At 65.4% G+C, this 19,400-nt stretch carries 13 protein-coding genes; 11 read left to right on the forward strand and 2 right to left on the reverse strand.

The features are described from left to right. The 3 genes from ACTJLD_RS16475 to ACTJLD_RS16485 form a co-directional block, all read left to right on the forward strand. On the forward strand, positions 1–5,192 hold a 5,192-nt coding region (locus ACTJLD_RS16475; RefSeq protein ID WP_440659306.1), incomplete at its 5' end, for a hemagglutinin repeat-containing protein. 9 nt (positions 5,193–5,201) lie between these two features. Next, entirely contained in the window at positions 5,202–5,486 is a 285-nt protein-coding gene (locus ACTJLD_RS16480; protein ID WP_440659307.1) for a hypothetical protein, read from the forward strand. 548 nt (positions 5,487–6,034) lie between these two features. Then, positions 6,035–7,774, forward strand: coding sequence for a ShlB/FhaC/HecB family hemolysin secretion/activation protein (locus ACTJLD_RS16485; protein ID WP_440659308.1), 1,740 nt, complete (start codon positions 6,035–6,037; stop codon positions 7,772–7,774). A 167-nt stretch (positions 7,775–7,941) separates the two neighbouring features. On the opposite strand, the gene ACTJLD_RS16490 is transcribed toward ACTJLD_RS16485, so the two are convergent. Continuing rightward, a complete protein-coding gene (locus tag ACTJLD_RS16490) occupies positions 7,942–8,892 on the reverse strand; it encodes a LysR family transcriptional regulator (RefSeq protein WP_060194152.1) in 951 nt (316 codons plus the stop codon). Positions 8,893–9,006: 114 nt separating this feature from the next. Here ACTJLD_RS16490 and ACTJLD_RS16495 point away from each other — a divergent pair, with 114 nt between their 5' ends. From ACTJLD_RS16495 to ACTJLD_RS16525, 7 genes are all read left to right on the forward strand, one after another. After that, entirely contained in the window at positions 9,007–10,758 is a 1,752-nt protein-coding gene (locus ACTJLD_RS16495; RefSeq protein WP_027790240.1) for an IlvD/Edd family dehydratase, read from the forward strand. Positions 10,759–10,885: 127 nt separating this feature from the next. Beyond that, positions 10,886–11,815 (forward strand): dihydrodipicolinate synthase family protein, encoded by a 930-nt coding sequence (locus tag ACTJLD_RS16500; RefSeq protein ID WP_440659309.1) that lies wholly within the window; start codon positions 10,886–10,888, stop codon positions 11,813–11,815. Positions 11,816–11,851: 36 nt separating this feature from the next. Beyond that, positions 11,852–12,781: a Gfo/Idh/MocA family protein gene (locus ACTJLD_RS16505; RefSeq protein ID WP_440659310.1), complete on the forward strand. Its 930-nt coding sequence runs from the start codon at positions 11,852–11,854 to the stop codon at positions 12,779–12,781. Between the two features lie 74 nt (positions 12,782–12,855). Beyond that, entirely contained in the window at positions 12,856–13,869 is a 1,014-nt protein-coding gene (locus ACTJLD_RS16510) for an arabinose ABC transporter substrate-binding protein (RefSeq protein ID WP_027790243.1), read from the forward strand. 20 nt (positions 13,870–13,889) lie between these two features. Further along, positions 13,890–15,449, forward strand: coding sequence for an L-arabinose ABC transporter ATP-binding protein AraG (gene araG, locus ACTJLD_RS16515; RefSeq protein WP_440659311.1), 1,560 nt, complete (start codon positions 13,890–13,892; stop codon positions 15,447–15,449). 30 nt (positions 15,450–15,479) lie between these two features. After that, complete coding sequence (gene araH / locus ACTJLD_RS16520; RefSeq protein WP_059693195.1) at positions 15,480–16,505, forward strand: L-arabinose ABC transporter permease AraH; 1,026 nt, start codon at positions 15,480–15,482, stop codon at positions 16,503–16,505. Between the two features lie 51 nt (positions 16,506–16,556). Continuing rightward, positions 16,557–17,456 carry an SMP-30/gluconolactonase/LRE family protein gene (locus ACTJLD_RS16525; protein ID WP_440659312.1) on the forward strand — a complete coding sequence of 300 codons (900 nt, stop codon included), beginning with the start codon at positions 16,557–16,559 and terminating at the stop codon, positions 17,454–17,456. A 52-nt stretch (positions 17,457–17,508) separates the two neighbouring features. Here the strand turns inward: ACTJLD_RS16525 and ACTJLD_RS16530 are convergent, their stop codons facing one another. After that, positions 17,509–18,399, reverse strand: coding sequence for an amidohydrolase family protein (locus ACTJLD_RS16530; protein WP_060174072.1), 891 nt, complete (start codon positions 18,397–18,399; stop codon positions 17,509–17,511). Between the two features lie 169 nt (positions 18,400–18,568). Here ACTJLD_RS16530 and ACTJLD_RS16535 point away from each other — a divergent pair, with 169 nt between their 5' ends. Next, positions 18,569–19,396, forward strand: coding sequence for a p-hydroxycinnamoyl CoA hydratase/lyase (locus tag ACTJLD_RS16535; RefSeq protein ID WP_021163522.1), 828 nt, complete (start codon positions 18,569–18,571; stop codon positions 19,394–19,396). Positions 19,397–19,400 lie beyond the last annotated feature (4 nt).

Genomic DNA, 19,400 nt, shown 5'->3' on the forward strand with positions numbered 1-19,400 from the left:
TGTCTGCCTTGATCCAGTCCGGCGGCGACATGGAATTGCATGCTGACAAGGTGACAAGCACGCGCCGCGTGATGAAAACTTCCACCAGCCAGATCGATCCGGCTTCTCTCGCGCAGTTCCGCATTCCGATCAGCGGACGCACGGGCCAGGTCGGCGTGAAGGATCCGTACAGCATCGGCGGCGTCTACACCGAGCCACCTCACGGCGGTCAGTGGAACAGCACGTATCAGTTCACGACCTACTATGCGGACAGCGCGACGGCGACGACCGTAACGGACATCAGCCCGGCTGCCCAGATCGTGTCGGGCGGCAAGATCGACGCCTCTTCGGTCGGTACGCTGCAGAACTACTGGAGCAACATCGCGGCGGTCGGCGACATCAAGATGCCAGCCCGCTACGACGCCGACGGCTGGGCGGCGTCCGGCCAGAAACTGCCGGGCGTGTCGGTCTCCTACTCGGGGCAGTATCACTACAACAACTACGACAATTCCGAACACGACTGGCAACTGCCATTCGGCAACGCGCCGTTCGTGACGGGTCGTCCGGGCGGTTACACGCAGGCGGCACCGGCGTCGATCAAGGATTACACGCTGCCGGGCTACTTCTCGACGATGAGTTCCAACGGCACGATCTCGGGGACGGGCGTCAGCGTCAGCAATACGGCGGGCAACACATCGATTCCGTCGCTCGGCTTGTTGCCGGGACAGTCGGTGCCGGGCCTCACGCCCACCAACCTGAGCGGTAACGCGAGCGGCGCGAAATCGGGCGCATCATCGGTGCACGGCGGTCCGCCGGCGCCGGTCGATCCGATCATCGCCAGCGCGACGGCGCTGAATGTGCTGAACAACCTCACGATTCCGCAGGGCGGGCTGTACCGGCCGACTACCGCGCCGAATGCGAACTACGTGATCGAGACGAATCCGGCGTTCACGAATCAGAAGAATTTCATTTCGAGCGACTACTTCTTCGGGCAGCTCGGCGTCGATCTCACGCATATTCCGAAGCGTCTCGGCGACGGTTTCTATGAGCAGCAGCTCGTGCGCAATCAGGTGACGGCGCTGACCGGCAAGGCGGTGCTGGGGCCGTACGCGGATCTGCAAACGATGTATCAGTCGTTGATGACGGCGGGCGCGGATCTGTCGAAGTCGCTCGATCTGCCGATGGGCGCGAGCCTGTCGGCCGAGCAGGTGTCGAAGCTGACCAGCAACGTGATCGTGATGGAGACGCGCGTGGTGGATGGCCAGTCGGTGCTGGTGCCGGTCGTGTATCTCGCGCAGGCGAACCAGCAGAATGTCAACGGCCCGCTGATTTCCGCAACGAACATCGATTTCCAGAACGCACAGACGTTCACGAACAGCGGCACGATCAAGGCGGACAATACGCTGGCGATCCAGGGCAAGCAGATCGACAACGCGTTCGGCGCGCTGCAAAGCGGCGGGCTGATGGCGCTGAAGATCGAGAACAACATCGACCTGACGTCGGCGAACGTGAAAGCCGGCAGTTTGCAACTGGATGCCGGGAAGGACCTGATCCTTGATACGGCGACGAAGACGAATACACGCGTGAGCCGGGACGGTGCGACGAGCGTGGTCACTACGCTCGGGCCAACCGCCAAACTGGACGTCGCGGGCAATGCATCGATCGTCACCGGCGGCAACTTCCAGCAGAACGCGGGCAACCTGTCGGTCGGCGGCAATCTCGGGATGAACGTCGGCGGCAATTGGGATCTCGATGCGGTGCAGACGGGCGAGCACAAGATCGTGCAGCGGGCGAACGGCGTGTCGAATACCGACATCAACAAGGTCACCGGCAGCTCGGTGACGGTTGGTGGGCAGTCGAACGTCGTCGTGGGCGGTGATCTGACGGCCAAAGGCGCACAAATCGACCTCGGCAAGGGCGGCACGCTTGCGGCCAAGGGCAACGTGACGCTCGGCGCGGCGAGCACGACGTCGACGGTGAACAGCAACAGTTCCGGTAGCGACAGTCACGGCAGCTACGCCGAGACGCTGCATACGTCCGATCAGGCGCTGACCGGCACGACGCTCAAGGGCGGCGACACGGTGAACATCGTGTCGGGCAAGGACATTACGCTCTCCGGCAGCGCGATCAGCCTCGACAAGGGCAACGCGAACCTGCTTGCTGCCGGCGATGTGAACGTCGGTGCGGCAACCGAGACGCACGAGCTGAATTCACACGAAGCGCACAGCCATAGCAATGTGGTGAGCGGCGTGAAGGTTGCGAGCGGGATCGACCAGACGATGACGCTCAATCGCGGCAGTCTGGTGTCGGCGGACGGAGTGAACATTATCAGCGGAAAGGATGTCAATGTTCAGGGCAGCACCATCGTCGGAACGAACGACGTGACGCTCACGGCAGCGCGCAACGTGACGGTTACGACGTCGCAGGATACCTTGCAGTCGTCGAGCTACTACGACAAGAAGGAATCCGGGCTGATGTCGGGCGGCGGACTGTCGGTGTCAGTGGGCAGCAGCTCGCTGAAGACGACCAGTCAGACGACCGAGGTGTCGAACAACGCCAGTTCGATCGGTTCGCTGAAGGGCAACTTGAGCATCACGGCTGGAAACGACCTGCACGTGACGGGCAGCGACCTGATCGCCGCGAAGAATCTCAGCGGGACAGGCGCGAACGTGACGATTGACGCGGCGCAGGACAAGAACCACCGCGGTGAAACGCAGGAAGTCTCGAAGAGCGGCCTGACGCTGGCGCTGAAGGCACCGGTGATCGACGCGGTATCGAATGCCGTGGGTCAATCGCGCGCGTCCGGCAATAGCCAGGATGGTCGCGCGGCAGCGCTGCACGGGATGGCGGCGGCCAGCGCCGCATGGGATGCGAACGTGGCCGCGGGCGATGTGGTTCGAGCGCTGGGGGCGGGCGAAACGCCTCAGTTCAAGGTCGAGGTCAGCGTCGGCAGCAGTCATAGCAAGAGCGCGTTCTCCGAAGACAGCGTGATGAATCGCGGTTCGAATGTGAACGCGGGCGGAACGGTGGCGTTCGCGGCGACCGGCAACGGTCAGGCTGGCAGCGGCAATGTGACGATCGCCGGCTCGAACGTGACCGCAAACGATGTGATCCTGGCGGCGAAAAATCAGGTCAATATCGTCAATACGACGGATACGGATTCGACTCGCAGCACGAACGAGTCGAAGAGCGCGAGCGTGGGCGTGTCGGTCGGCACGGGCGGGTTCGGTGTTTCCGCGGCAATGTCGAAGGCCAACGGCGATGGTAACAGCGATCTGGCCACGCAGAACAACAGCCATGTGAATGCTGCAAACGGCGTGACGATTATCTCGGGCGGCGATACGAACATCATCGGCTCGAACGTGAAGGGCAATCAAGTGAACGCCGATGTGGGCGGGAACCTGAACATCGTCAGCGTGCAGGATACGCTGACGAGCGCGGCGCATCAGTCGAGTTCGGGCGGCGGCTTCAGCATCAGCCAAGGCGGCGCCAGCGCGAGCTTCAGCCAGAGCAAGGGCAATGCGTCGGGTAGTTATGCGGGCGTCAACGAGCAAGCCGGAATTCACGCGGGTGACGGCGGCTTCAATATCAACGTCACCGGCAATACCGACCTGAAGGGCGGACTGATCGCGAGCGGCGCGGATGCGTCGAAGAATTCGCTGACGACGGGTTCGCTGTCCTTCTCGGACGTCCAGAACCAGTCGCACTACGATGCGAGTTCGAGCGGCTTCAGTGCGGGTGCGACGACCGGCGACGGCGGAATGAACTACAGCACGCATGGCAGCACGTCGGGCAAGAATACGGGTGGCGCTGCACCCATGCTTGGCCAGAACGACAGCGGCAGTGATAGCGCGACGACGAAGAGCGGCGTGAGTGCGGGGACCGTTACGATTACGGATTCGGCAAACCAGAAGCAGGATGTGGCCAGCTTGAACCGCGATACGACGAATACCAACGGTACGGTCGCCAAACTTCCGGACATGCAGAACCTCCTGGCCAATCAGTCGGACATGATGGCTGCGGCCAGCGCGGCCGGTGAAGCGGTGTCGCGCCGGATCGGAGACTACGCGGACGAAATGAAACGGCAAGCCGAGAAGAATGGCGATCAGGCCGGTGTCGACGCGTGGAAGGAAGGCGGAGCGAACCGGGCGCTGATGCAAGGCGCCGGTGCGGCATTGGTAACAGGGTTGGCGGGGGGCAACGCGGTAGGCGGCGCAGCCGGTGCGGCGATTGCGTCGATCGCGTCGGGCAAGCTGAACGAGCTGAGCAGCGCGATCGCAGGCAGCGATCCGACCGGCAACGCCAATATGAATCAGGCGCTGGGCAACATCGTGACGAACGCGCTTGCGACCGGGGCGGGTGCGGCGGTGGGCGGTGAATCGGGGGCGTTCTCTGGGTACAACGTTGATCGGTTCAATCGGCAGCTCCACCCTGACGAAAGACAGTGGGCGAAGGATAAGGCGAAGGACTTCGCGAAGTTCTATGAAGAAAAGACCGGCAAGTCACTCACTGCGGAGCAGGCGCAGAATATGCTGCTGGCGAACGGCTATCGTTTGGTGGATTCGGCGGCAAGCAAGGGACCGGGAGGAGACGCCACGGCGGTGGCGTATATCAGTCAGAACGGGGGCGGGCTGTTCCAGGCGACGGCGTCGGAGTACAACAGCCCGTTCTTGTCTGGGAACAAGGACGGCACGTTGACGCCGGAGCAGCGTGCTTTACCGGGATCAGTGGCGAACCCGGCAGCGGGCCTGGTAATCGTTGGTGGCCTTGCTACTGCAGGTCTTGCACCAGAACTTATTGCTGGCGGGTCGGCAGGCGTATCGTATGCGCAAGACCTGTTTGCTGCCTATAAGGCCGCACAGGCCGGGTACTCGCTGACGACAGCGGCAGCAACTGGAGCAGCAGTCTCCGGTGCGATGTATACGGGCGGGGCAGTGGCCGGTGCTGGCGTAGCAACCCTGAAAGGGAACAACTTCTACGATAGTTTTAATCAGAATTTTTCACTAGCCGGGCTGGCGACTGCGACGACATTTGGAGCTTATAACTCTATGTTTACTACATCGATGTTGGGCTGGGCGGGGATTCAGAATTCGATCATGAATATCACGACTATTCCGGGGGTCGTAATCCGTGGAATCGGGCTTGCGCTAAGCCAAACGGCAGGCAAAGCAGCGCAGGCAATTGTGAAGTCAGGTGAGCCTCATAAGCAGTAAGGAGCAGACATGTCAATTGAATCCATAAGCGGCCTTATAGGCGGATTCTTTGGGCCAGTTTTCGGAAAGATTCTCGGAAAATTTCGCCTTTGGAAGGTTTTCATTGCATCGATAGTAATTATCTATCTAGGGTTGTTTGTGGTGGGTCTTGTGGTCGTTGGCTTTAAGGCTACAGCATCTAGGTTTGGTGAATTCTTCACCCCTTTTGCGCTGCTTGTATTTGTTGGCTTGTCTGCTGCCATCACTCTCGTTGCGTTTTTAGGGCGCTCTGCACGCAGAAATAGAGAGAGCTGACTTCCTTTCAGGGCTGCTGATTTGATTATAAAAATTCATGAAAGAGAGGTGGAGGTTTGTTTGATGGTGGGCCAAATCTACGAGATCCGATCAAAAGTCCGTTCCGTCAGACTTGGTTGCGCATATCTGTAGAAATTTTATTCACGGGAATCGCAAAGGCAACGCTGGCGGTTGCGATACTTATTGCGCTTGTGCTGGCCGTTCTCTCTGGTGGCGCGGACTGTAGCGGTGCTTGGCCAACCACAAGACGAGCACGATTTAGAGTATTCCTGCTTCTGGTCGTCGTTATTGCAATCTTGATCGGCGCTACCTATGCGATCCGCCTACAATCGACAGCTTAATTGGATAATGTTTTTTTTTCGCCTCCACATTCTCACTTCAAGCAGAATTTGCAGCCGAACGAAAAGAAGGATATCCACACGGGGCGAGAAAGTGCTGCGATGGTGGCGCCGCGAGCTGCGAACGCAGATCGATCTGATCGTTTCGAAGTGATGCAACGATAGCGCGAGTGACACTGTGTGATCCACGATAAAACATTCGAAAAACACATGAAAATTATTCGCCGAGGGAATTCGGCTGCCGCAGCACTGCTGTTTATCGTGACCAGTGTGCCGGCGCAAGAAGTTCCCCGCCTGATCGTTCCGGGCAACGACCAGCAAACCCGACAGCAGGAAGAGGCGCGTGAGCGCGCACGGGCAGTCTCCGCGCCCGGGGTGCGATCGGAAGTGATGGCAAGTGCAGAGTATCCAACGTTACCTTCTGAAACGCCCTGCTTTCGGATTGAGCGTTTCACACTCGACGTACCCGATGCGCTGCCGACTTCCGTGAAAGCGCAAGGCGCATCGACGTTGCCGATGGATCGCTTCGCCTTCGCGCGTGAATGGCTCGAGCACTACACCGGCCAGTGCGTTGGCAAACAGGGGCTCGACGTGCTCGTCAAGGGCCTGTCGCAAGTGATCCTTGCGCGCGGATACGTCACGACGCGCGTGCTGCTTCCCGAACAGGATCTGTCGACCGGCACCCTCAAGTTTTCGCTGATCCCCGGCGTAATCCGTCACGTGCGTTTCGCCGACGAAAAGCTCCGCGGCACCTGGAAAACAGCCTTCCCGACCGGCGACGGCGAACTGCTCAACCTGCGCGACCTTGAGCAAGGTTTGGAGCAGATGAAGCGCGTGTCGAGCCAGGACGTGTCGATGCAGATCGTGCCGGCCGACGTGCCCGGCGAGAGCGACGTCGTGCTCGACGTGAAGCGCGGCAAGCCGTGGACCGTCGTCGCCTCGATCGACAACTCGGGCACGCGGGCGACCGGCCGCCTGCAGGGCAACCTGTCGCTCGGCATCGACAATCCGCTCGGCCTGAACGACATCTTCAACATCGGCGTGAGCCAGGATCTCGAGTTCGGCGACAAGCGGCTCGGCTCGCACGGCTGGAACGGCTTTTATTCGATCCCGTGGGGCTACTGGACCGCAACGCTCTCCGCATACACAAGCACGTACTACCAGCAGATCGCCGGCGTGAACCAGACGTTCATCGCGAGCGGCAATTCGAAGACGGTCGATCTCAAGCTGAACCGCGTGCTGTCGCGCAGCCAGGACGACGTGTTCGGCGCGCAGTTCCGGCTGTCGCGCCGCTTCGGGCAAAGCTTCATCGAAGACACCGAGATCCCGCAGCAGCGCCGCAACAACACGTTCGTCGAGTTTGGCCTGACCGATCGCCATTACTTCGGCAACGCGCAGTTCGACGGCACGCTCGCGTACCGGCAGGGCATCGGCGCATTCGGCGCGCAGGACGACAGCTTGGCTGCCGACGGCGGTCCGACGTACCGCTACAGGATGGCGGTGCTCGACGCGAACCTGTCGGTGCCGTTTGTGATCGCGCAGCAGCCGTTACGTTACGTGACGACGTTCCACGGCCAGTACACGGGCAACACGCTGTACTACATCGACGACCTGACGATCGGCAGCCGCTATACGGTACGCGGCTTTGACGGAGAGACGATGCTGGCGGCTTCTCGCGGTTTCTACTGGCGCAACGAATTGCAGGCGCCGATCGGGCAGACGGGTATGGCGGTCTACGCGGGCCTCGACTACGGTCGAGTGTGGGGCCCGCAGCCGGTCGCGCTGGTCGGCACGCAACTGGCAGGCGCCGTGATCGGCGTAAAGGGTAGCGTCGCGACTCGATTGGGCGCCTACGGTTACGACCTGTTTGCCGGCACACCGATCTACAAACCATCCGGATTCCCAACGGCACGCGTGACGGTGGGTTTTCAGGTCACGGCACAGTTCTAATGAAGCGAGCGTAATGCGGCACCCGGCCCGCCGTCGTCGGAGAGGGTGGTGGCGAGGCTCGAGAGCTGACGACTTCGATCGTATAGAGCGGGGTACTGTTGTCGGAAAGCCCCGAACGGCGACCTTGCTCTCCACGTCCGGCGGCGGAACCCTACCCTACCGCTATCTCACAGCACGACGCCATAAACCCCCCGCGCCGCCACCCGAATCGCATCCACCATCACCGCGACGGCCGGTGAATGCAGCCGGTCGGTGCGCGTGATGATCCCGAAATCGTCCATCCGGCAATCCATCTCCAGCGGCAGCACCGTGACGATCCCGTGCCGCGCGTAGTAGCGCGCGACGTCCTCGGCCAGCACCGCGATCATGTCGCTCTGTTCGAGCAGTTGCGTGATGAACAGCAGCGCGGACGTCTCGACGAGGTTCGCCGGCGGCGCGAGGCTCGCGCGCTGGAACACGAGCTCGAAGCGATGGCGCAGCACGCTGCCGGCCGGCGGCACGACCCACGCGGCGCGCTGCACGTCCGCGAGCGCCAGCGGCGCCTGCGCGAGCAGCGGATGGCCGGTCCGCACGACGGCCGCCACCGACTCGCCGGTCAGCGGCTCGTAGCGCAGCCGCAGCTTGTCGTGTTCGGCGGAAAGCCGGCCGACCACGATGTCGATCTTGTCCTGCGCGAGATGTTCGAGCAGCACGTTGCTGGTGTCGATCTCGACCGATACGTGCAGGCCCGCATGCGTGCCCTTCACCGCGGCCACGGCCGGCGGCACGAGCCGCAAGCCCGGCGACGTGATCGCCCCCACCGCCACGTGGCCGAGATGGCCGGCCTTCAGCGCGGCCAGTTCCTCGTGCGCCTGGTCGAGGCTGCCGAGCGCCGCGCGCGCGTGACGGATCAGCGCGTCGCCGTACAGCGTCGGCCGCATCCCGCGCGGCAGGCGTTCGAACAGCACCGCGCCGATCGATTCCTCGAGTTCGCGCAGCAGCTTCGACGCGGCCGGCTGCGTCATGTTCAGCGCGGCCGCCGCGCGGTGAATGCTGCCTTCGTCGGCAAGCGCGACGACCAGCAGAAGCTGGCGCGTCTTCAGGCGGCCGCGGTTTCCCCACGGGCTGGCTTCGGGCATCGTACGGGTTTATATCGATATCGAAATCGATATCGTAATCGCCAAAAACGTCATTAGCCAGTTATCAAAATTCTGCCTAGACTGCGCCGGTATCCCGTCACCACAGGACTGACGATGTCGGCAACAAAACCCAGGCTGCGCTCCGCCCAATGGTTCGGCACGAACGACAAGAACGGCTTCATGTACCGGAGCTGGATGAAGAATCAGGGCATTCCCGATCACGAGTTCGATGGCCGTCCGATCATCGGCATCTGCAACACGTGGTCCGAACTGACGCCGTGCAACGCGCACTTCCGCAAGCTCGCCGAGCACGTGAAGCGCGGGATCTTCGAAGCGGGCGGCTTCCCGGTCGAGTTCCCGGTGTTCTCGAACGGCGAATCGAACCTGCGCCCGTCGGCGATGCTCACGCGCAACCTCGCGTCGATGGACGTCGAGGAAGCAATTCGCGGCAATCCGATCGACGCGGTCGTGCTGCTCGCCGGCTGCGACAAGACGACGCCCGCGCTGCTGATGGGCGCGGCGAGCTGCGACGTGCCGGCGATCGTCGTGTCGGGCGGGCCGATGCTGAACGGCAAGCTCGAAGGCAGGAACATCGGCTCCGGCACGGCCGTGTGGCAGCTGCATGAATCACTGAAGGCCGGCGAGATCGACCTGCATCACTTCCTGTCGGCCGAAGCCGGGATGTCGCGCTCGGCGGGCACCTGCAACACGATGGGCACCGCGTCGACGATGGCGTGCATGGCCGAGGCGCTCGGCGTCGCGCTGCCGCACAACGCGGCGATCCCGGCCGTCGATTCGCGCCGCTACGTGCTCGCGCACATGTCCGGCATCCGCATCGTCGAGATGGCGCTCGAAGGGCTGGTGCTGTCGAAGGTCCTCACGCGCGCGGCGTTCGAGAACGCGATCCGCGCGAATGCGGCGATCGGCGGCTCGACGAATGCGGTGATCCACCTGAAGGCGATCGCCGGACGCATCGGCGTGCCGCTCGAACTGGAGGACTGGATGCGCATCGGCCGCGACACGCCGACGATCGTCGACCTGATGCCGTCGGGGCGCTTCCTGATGGAAGAGTTCTATTACGCGGGCGGGCTGCCGGCCGTGCTGCGCCGGCTCGGCGAAGGCGGGCTGCTGCCGCACCCGGACGCGCTGACGGTGAACGGCAAGTCGCTGTGGGACAACGTGCGCGAAGCGCCGAACTACGACGACGAAGTGATTCGCCCGCTCGACCGGCCGCTGATCGCGGACGGCGGCATCTGCATCCTGCGCGGCAATCTCGCGCCGCGCGGCGCGGTGCTGAAGCCGTCGGCGGCGAGCCCCGAGCTGCTGAAGCATCGCGGCCGCGCGGTCGTGTTCGAGAACCTCGACCACTACAAGGCGACGATCAACGACGAGGCGCTCGACGTCGACGCCAGCTCGGTGCTCGTGCTGAAGAACTGCGGGCCGCGCGGTTATCCGGGGATGGCCGAGGTCGGCAACATGGGGCTGCCGCCGAAGCTGCTGCGCCAGGGCGTGAAGGACATGGTGCGGATTTCCGACGCGCGGATGAGCGGCACCGCGTACGGCACGGTCGTGCTGCACGTGGCGCCGGAGGCCGCCGCCGGCGGGCCGCTCGCGGCCGTGCGCAACGGCGACTGGATCGAGCTCGACTGCGAGGCCGGCACGCTGCATCTCGACATTCCGGATGACGAACTGCAGCGCCGCCTGTCGGACGTCGATCCGACCGCGGCGCCGGGCGTGGCGGGGCAGCTCGGCAAGGGCGGCTACGCACGGCTGTACATCGATCACGTGCTGCAGGCCGACGAGGGGTGCGACCTCGACTTCCTGGTCGGCACGCGCGGCGCGGACGTGCCGAGCCATTCGCATTGAGCGGCAGGCGGCGCGAGAGGTGCCACAAACGCGCGCCGCAGCCGGTTGCGGGCCCGCCCGGGCCCGCTTCGTGAAACCGTGAACGCATGACGGCGGTCGCCAACGACGCCGAAGCAGGACGCGAACCATGACATCGAGCAGCACGCCGCGCTATCGCGGCATCTTCCCCGTCGTCCCGACGACCTTCACCGACACCGGCGAGCTCGACCTCGCGAGCCAGAAACGCGCGGTCGATTTCATGATCGACGCGGGTTCCGACGGGCTGTGCATCCTCGCGAATTTCTCCGAGCAGTTCGCGATCACCGACGACGAACGCGACGTGCTCACGCGCACGATCCTCGAACACGTCGCGGGCCGCGTGCCGGTGATCGTCACGACGTCGCACTACGGCACGCAGGTGTGCGCGGCGCGCAGCCTGCGCGCGCAGCAGCTCGGCGCGGCGATGGTGATGGCGATGCCGCCTTATCACGGCGCGACGTTCCGCGTGCCGGAAGCGAAGATCTTCGATTTCTTTGCACGCGTTTCGGACGCGATCGACATCCCGATCATGATCCAGGATGCGCCGGCGAGCGGCACGGTGCTGTCCGCCCCGTTCCTCGCACGGATGGCGCGCGAGATCGAGCAGGTCGCGTACTTCAAGATCGAGACGCCCGGGGCGGCGAACAAGCTGCGCGAACTGATCCGGCTCGGCGGCGACGCGATCGAGGGGCCGTGGGACGGCGAGGAGGCGATCACGCTGCTCGCCGACCTCCATGCCGGCGCGACCGGCGCGATGACGGGCGGCGGGTTTCCGGACGGCATCCGGCCGATTCTCGAAGCCTGGCGCGAAGGGCGCCACGACGACGCTTTCGAGCGCTATCAGGCGTGGCTGCCGCTGATCAATCACGAGAACCGCCAGTCCGGGATCCTCACCGCGAAGGCGCTGATGCGCGAAGGCGGCGTGATCGCGTGCGAGCGGCCACGGCATCCGATGCCGGAACTGCATCCGGACACGCGCGCGGAACTGCTCGCGATCGCGCGCCGGCTCGATCCGCTCGTGCTGCGCTGGGCGCACTGAACGACCACCGAACGATTCGCGAAGGAGGCATGCACGATGAGTGATCAGGTTTCGCTGGGTATCGTCGGCGTCGGCAAGATCGCGCGCGACCAGCATCTGCCGGCGATCGACGCCGAACCGGGCTTCAAGCTGACCGCGTGCGCGAGCCGCCATGCGGAAGTCGCCGGCGTGCGCAACTATCGCGACCTGCGCGCGCTGCTGGCCACCGAGCGCGAGCTCGACGCCGTGTCGCTGTGCGCGCCGCCGCAGGTGCGCTACGCGCAGGCGCGCGCCGCGCTCGAGGCCGGCAAGCACGTGATGCTCGAAAAGCCGCCGGGCGCGACGCTCGGCGAAGTGGCCGTGCTGGAGGCGCTCGCGCGCGAGCGCGGGCTCACGTTGTTCGCAACATGGCATTCGCGCTGCGCGAGCGCGGTGGAGCCCGCGCGCGCGTGGCTCGCGGCCCGCACGATCCGCGCGGTGCAGGTGCGCTGGAAGGAGGACGTGCGGCGCTGGCACCCGGGGCAGCAATGGATCTGGGAACCGGGCGGCCTCGGCGTGTTCGATCCGGGCATCAACGCGCTGTCGATCGTCACGCGGATCCTGCCGCGCGAGCTCGTGCTGCGCGAGGCGACGCTCATCGTGCCGAGCGACGTGCAGACGCCGATCGCCGCCGAACTCGATTGCACGGATACCGATGGCGTGCCCGTGCGCGCGGAATTCGACTGGCGGCACGGCCCGGTCGAGCAATGGGAAATCGCGGTCGATACGGCCGACGGCGTGCTCGCGATCAGCCGCGGCGGCGCGCAACTGTCGATCGCGGGCGAGCCGGTCGAGATCGGGCCCGAACGCGAGTATCCGGCGCTGTATGCGCACTTCCATGCGCTGATCGCGCGGGGTGAAAGCGACGTCGACGTGCGGCCGCTGCGGCTCGTCGCCGATGCGTTCCTGTTCGGCCGGCGCGTGCAGACCGACGCGTTCGGACGCTGACTACGCGGGCGCGCTGCGGCGCGATCGCGCACGACGAATCATTACGGCACAAGCCGACATCAAGGAGACACCGCATGAACCGCACGACCCAAACGATTCGCCGACACACCCTGCGCGCGCTGCTCGCCGCGCTGTGCATCGCGCCGCTCGGCATGCAGGGCGCCGCGCGCGCCGACGCGCCGCTGAAGATCGGCTTCCTGGTGAAGATGCCCGAGCAGGCTTGGTTCATCAACGAGCAGAACGCGGCGTCCGCGCTCGGCCAGAAGGAGAATTTCTCGGTCGTGAAGATCGGCACGCCCGACGGCGAGAAGGTGCTGGCCGCGATCGACAACCTCGGCTCGCAAGGCGCGCAGGGCTTCGTGATCTGCGCGCCCGACGTGCGCCTCGGGCCGGCGATCGCCGCGCGTGCGAAGCGCTACAACATGAAGTTCGTGACCGTCGACGACCAGCTCGTCGATTCGACCGGCAAGCCGCTGTCGAACGTGCCGCACCTCGGGATGTCGGCGACCAAGATCGGCAACCAGGTCGGCCAGGCGATTTCCGACGAGATGAAGCGACGCGGCTGGAAGCCCGAGGAAGTCGGCGCGCTGCGGATCACGAACTACGAGCTGCCGACCGCGAAGCTGCGCACCGACGGCGCGACGCAGGCGCTGCTCGCGAACGGCTTCCGCCAGGAGAACATCTTCGATGCGCCGCAGAAGACGACCGACGACGAAGGCGGCTTCAGCGCGGCCGCGCCGGTGCTCGCGCGGCATCCGAACATCAAGAAGTGGGTGGTCTACGCGCTGAACGAGGAAACCGTGCTCGGCGCGGTGCGCGCGACCGAACAGCTGCATATTCCGGCCGCCGACGTGATCGGCGTCGGCATCAACGGTGCCGGCGAGGCGTTCGCCGAATTCCAGAAGAAGGAGCCGACCGGCTTCTACGGGACGATCGCCGTCAGCTCGACGAACCACGGCAAGGACAGCACGCAGAACCTCGTCGACTGGATTCGCAACGGCAAGACGCCGCCGGCCGACACGCAGACGAGCGGCAAGCTGATGACGCGCGCGAACTGGCAGGCCGTGCGCGCCGAACTCGGCATCTGAGCGTGCGGGGCGAGCAAGCGATGACGACGCAGACGATGACGACCGTATCCGCCGGCAGCACGGCCGCCGGCGCAGCCGGCGTGGCGAGGCCGGACGCGGCGCTGCTCGCGCTCGACGGCATCACGGTGACGTTCCCGGGCGTGCGCGCGCTCGACGCCGTGTCGCTGTCGGTGCGCGCGGGCGAAGTGCACGGGCTGATGGGCGAGAACGGCGCGGGGAAGTCGACGCTGCTGAAGGTGCTGTCCGGCGTGAACCAGCCGCAGGCCGGCACGCTGACGCTGAACGGCGCGGTGCAGCACTTCGCGTCGACGCGCGCGGCGCTGGAGGCCGGCATCGCGATCATCTACCAGGAACTGCATCTCGTGCCCGAGCTGACGGTCGCGGAAAACCTGATGCTCGGGCAGCTGCCGAGCAGGCTCGGCGTGGTCGACGAACGCGCGCTTGCCGTGCGCGCGCTCGATGCGCTGGAGCGGCTCGGCGAGCATATCGATCCGGGCATTCCGGTGAAGTATCTGTCGATCGGCCAGCGCCAGATGATCGAGATCGGCAAGGCGCTGATGCGCGATGCGCGCGTGATCGCGTTCGACGAACCGACGAGCTCGCTGTCCGCGCGCGAGACCGCGCAACTGTTCCGGATCATCCGCGCACTGCGCGCGGAAGGCCGCGCGATCATCTACGTCACGCACCGGATGGAGGAAGTGTATGAACTGTGCGACCGCGTGACCGTGTTCCGCGACGGCCGTCGCATCGAGACGTTCGAATCCGTGACCGATCTCGACCGCGACCGGCTGATCGGCTGCATGGTCGGCCGCTCGATCGAGGACGTGTACGGCTACCGGCCGCGCACGCCCGGCGACGTGCTGATCGAGGCGAAGGGACTCGTCGGGCCCGGATTGTCCGAGCCCGTGTCGTTCACCGCGCGGCGCGGCGAGATCGTCGGCTTCTTCGGGCTGGTCGGCGCGGGCCGCTCGGAGCTGATGAAGCTGCTGTACGGCGCCGCGCGCCCGAGCGCGGGGCACGTCGAGCTGAACGGGCGGCGGGTCGCGTTCGGGAGCCCGCGCGACGCGGTGCGCGCGGGCCTCGCGCTGTGCCCGGAAGACCGCAAGCAGGAAGGCATCGTCGCGATCGCGTCGGTGGCCGACAACCTGAACATCAGCGCGCGCCGGCATTTCAGCCCGGCGCGCATGCTGCTCGACGGGCGGCGCGAGCGTGAACTCGCGCAGCGCTATATCGAGCGGCTCGCGATCAAGACCCGCGACGGCGACACGCCGATCGGCGCGCTGTCGGGCGGCAACCAGCAGAAGGTCGTGCTCGCGCGCTGGCTGGCCGAGCGCATCGACGTGTTCCTGATGGACGAGCCGACGCGCGGCATCGACGTCGGCGCGCGCGCGGAAATCTACAACCTGTTCTACGAACTCGCGGAAGCGGGCCGCACGGTGATCCTCGTGTCGAGCGACCTCGCCGAGGTGATCGGCGTGTCGGACCGGATCATCGTGATGAAGGAAGGACGGATCGCGGGCGAGGTCGCGAAGGCGCAGGCGACGCCCGACGCGCTGATCAAGCTCGCGCTGCCGCGCTAGCGGCCTGCAGTCAACCGGAAAGCAACTGATATGAGCCAGGCAATGCAACCCCAACGCACTTCCCCGTCCCCCGATGCCGCGGCCACGGCCGCGCCCGCGCGCGCGCGCGGCGGCGTGTGGCAACTGATCAACCGTTCCGGCATCGTGATGGTGTTTCTCGTGCTGTTCGCGACGCTGTCGCTGACGGTGCCGGACTTCCTCACGCCGCGCAACATCCAGGGCCTGCTGCTGTCGGTCACGCTGATCGGCTCGATCGCGGTGACGATGATGTTCGTGCTCGCGCTCGGCGAGGTCGACCTGTCGGTCGCGTCGATCGTCGCGTTCTCGGGCGTCGTCGCGTCGACGCTGATCACCGCGACGCACAGCGTCGTGCTCGGCATCGCCGGCGGCGTGCTCGCGGGCGGCGCGGTCGGGCTCGTCAACGGCGTGCTGATCGCGCGCTGGCGGATCAACTCGCTGATCGTCACGCTCGCGATGATGGAAGTCGTGCGCGGGCTCGCGTTCATCACGTCGAACGGCGACGCGGTGATGATCTCCGAGGAACGCTTCTTCGATCTCGGCGGCGGGTCGTTCCTCGGCATCTCGTATCCGATCTGGAGCAACATCGTCGGCTTCGTCGTGTTCGGCTTCCTGCTGCGCCGGACGGTGTTCGGCAAGAACGTGCTGGCCGTCGGCGGCAACGGCGAGGCGGCGCTGCTCGCGGGGCTGCCGGTGATGCGCATCAAGATCACCGTGTTCGTGCTGCAGGGGCTCGTGACCGGCTTCGCCGGCGTGATGCTCGCGTCGCGGATGAGCCTCGGCGATCCGAAAACCTCGGTCGGCCTCGAGCTCGGCGTGATCTCCGCGTGCGTGCTCGGCGGCGTGTCGCTGACGGGCGGCGTCGCGACGATCTCCGGCGTGCTCGTCGGCGTGCTGATCATGGGCTCCGTGCAGGACGCGATGAGCCTCTTGAACGTGCCGACGTTTTACCAATATCTGATACGCGGCGGAATTCTGTTGCTCGCGGTGCTGTTCGACCAGTATCGTCGCAACCAGCGGCGCGCGATGAAGATCTGACCCTGACGAACGCGCGGCCGCCTGCGAAGGCGACAGACATCGGGAGACGGCATGCAACAGATTCATCCGGGCGCGGCGGCGCTGCTCGTGGACAGCCGCAACACGCTCGGCGAAGGCGCGACGTGGTGCGACGCGGCGCACGCGCTGTACTGGACGGACATCGAAGGGGCGCGGCTGTGGCGCTGCCGCGCGGACGGCTCGGGCCTCGCGCAGTGGCCGATGCCGGAACGGCTCGCGTGCTTCGCGCTGACGCATGATCCGGACGTGCTGCTCGTCGGGCTCGCGACGCATCTCGCGTTCTTCGACCTGCGCAGCGGTGCGTTCACGCGGATCGTCGACGTCGAACCCGACCTGCCGACGCGGCTGAACGACGGGCGCTGCGATGGGGCCGGCGCATTCGTGTTCGGGATGAAGGACGAAGGCAGCGAGCCGCCGCAAGCGGTCGGCGGTTTCTATCGGCTCAACCCGGATCTCACGCTCGAGCGGCTCGCGCTGCCGCCGGCCGCGATCGCGAACAGCATCGCGTTCTCGCCGGATGGGTCGAAGATGTATTTCTGCGATTCGCTGGTGCGCGAGATTTTCGTGTGCGATTACCGCGCGGGCGGCGATGTCGCGAATGTGCGGCCGTTCGCGCGGCTGACCGATGCGGACGGCGACCCGGACGGCTCGACGGTCGATCGCGACGGCGGCCTGTGGAATGCGCAGTGGGGCGGCCGGCGGGTGGTGCGCTACGGGCCGGACGGCGTTGAAACGGAACGCGTCGAAGTGCCGACCGCGCAGCCGAGCTGCGTGGCGCTCGACGGCGAAGGCCGGCTGTACGTGACGAGCGCGCGCGTCGGGCTGAGCGACAACGCGCTGGCGAGCGATGCCGACGCCGGCGGCGTGTTCGTCGCCCGCACGCGCTACGCGGGGCTGCCGACCGCGCGGTTCGCGGGCAAGCCCGCGAACTGAGCGCGCCGGTGCGTGCGGCGGCGCGCTGCCGGCGCCGTCACGGCCGGACGGGTCACGACTGCCGCGCGGCCTGCAGCCCCAGCAACGCGACCGCGTTGTCTTTCAGAATCAGCGAATGCACGTCGGGCCGGAACCCGGCGCCCTGAAAATCCTCGAGCCAGCGGTCCGGCCGGATCAGCGGAAAATCGGACGCGAACAGCACCTTGTGCCTGAGCAGCGTGTTCGCGTATTTCACCAGCTCGGGCGAGAAGTACTTCGGCGACCATCCCGACAGGTCGATGTAGACGTTCGGCTTGTGCAGCGCGATCGACAGCGCCTGCTCCTGCCACGGCCATGAAGGATGCGCGATCACGATCTTCATGTCCGGGAAGTCGGCCGCGACGTCGTCGAGGTGAATCGGTTCGGAATACTTCAGACGCAGCCCGCCGCCGCCGCGCATCCCCGACCCCATCCCCGAATGCCCGCTGTGGAAGACGGCCGGCAACCCGTATTCCGCGATCACCTCGTAGATCGGATAGGCGAGCCTGTCGTTCGGGAAGCATCCCTGCATCGTCGGGTGGAACTTGAAGCCCTTCACGCCGTGCTCGTCGATCAGGCGGCGCGCCTCGCGCGCGCCGAAGCGGCCCTTGTGCGGGTCGATGCTCGCGAACGCGATCATCACGTCGGCGTTGTCCTGCGCGAATTGCGCGATTTCCTCGTTCGGAATGCGCCGCCGGCCGATGTTCGTCTCGCAGTCGACGGTGAACATCACGAAGCCGATCCGGCGCTCGCGGTAATGCGCGATCGTCTCCGGAATGGTCGGCCGACGGCCCTGCTTCAGCACGGTGCCGAAGTACTTGTCGGCCGCGTCGTCGAATGCCTTCGCGAACAGGTCCGGCGGCTGGCAGCACGACACTTCCGCGTGCACGTGCGTGTCGATGGCGATCAGGTTGTCGATGTCCAAGCGTGTCTCCTCATGTCGTGATGCGTCGGCCGGCACGGCGCGAAATCGGCTGTCCGGGCCCGTTTAGGGGTTTGTCCGGAGCCGCTTCCATTCTACTTTACATATCAGGTTACCTGATAGTAAATTGGTCGCGAGTCGCACAGGGCGGCATCGTCATTGGAGAACGAAAATGGGTTACGAAGGGCGCTGGAAAACGGTGAAGGTCGAGGTCGAGGGCGGGATCGCATGGGTGACGCTGAACCGTCCGGACAAGCGCAACGCGATGAGCCCGACGCTGAACGCGGAGATGATCGACGTGCTGGAGGCGATCGAACTCGATGCCGAGGCGCAGGTGCTCGTGCTGACCGGCGAGGGCGACGCCTGGACGGCCGGGATGGACCTGAAGGAATATTTCCGCGAAGTCGACGCGGGCCCGGAAATCCTGCAGGAAAAGATTCGCCGCGACGCGAGCCGCTGGCAGTGGCAATTGCTGCGCATGTATGCGAAGCCGACGATCGCGATGGTCAACGGCTGGTGCTTCGGCGGCGGCTTCTCGCCGCTCGTCGCGTGCGACCTCGCGATCGCGGCCGACGAAGCGGTGTTCGGCCTGTCGGAAATCAACTGGGGCATCCCGCCGGGCAACCTCGTCAGCAAGGCGATGGCCGACACCGTGGGCCATCGCCAGGCGCTCTACTACATCATGACCGGCGACACCTTCACCGGCCCGCAGGCCGCGCAGATGGGGCTCGTCAACAAGAGCGTGCCGCGCGCGCAGCTGCGCGACGAGGTGCGCGCGCTGGCCGCGAAGCTGCTCGACAAGAACCCGGTCGTGATCCGTAACGCGAAGCACGGCTTCAAGCGTTGCCGCGAGCTGACCTGGGAGCAGAACGAGGACTACCTGTACGCGAAGCTCGACCAGGCGAACTACCGCGATCCGGAAGGCGGGCGCGAGCAGGGCCTCAAGCAGTTCCTCGACGACAAGAGCATCAAGCCGGGCCTGCAGGCGTACAAGCGCTGACGCG

The sequence above is a fragment of the Burkholderia sp. 22088 genome (genome assembly GCF_052045915.1).
Taxonomy (GTDB): domain Bacteria; phylum Pseudomonadota; class Gammaproteobacteria; order Burkholderiales; family Burkholderiaceae; genus Burkholderia; species Burkholderia cepacia.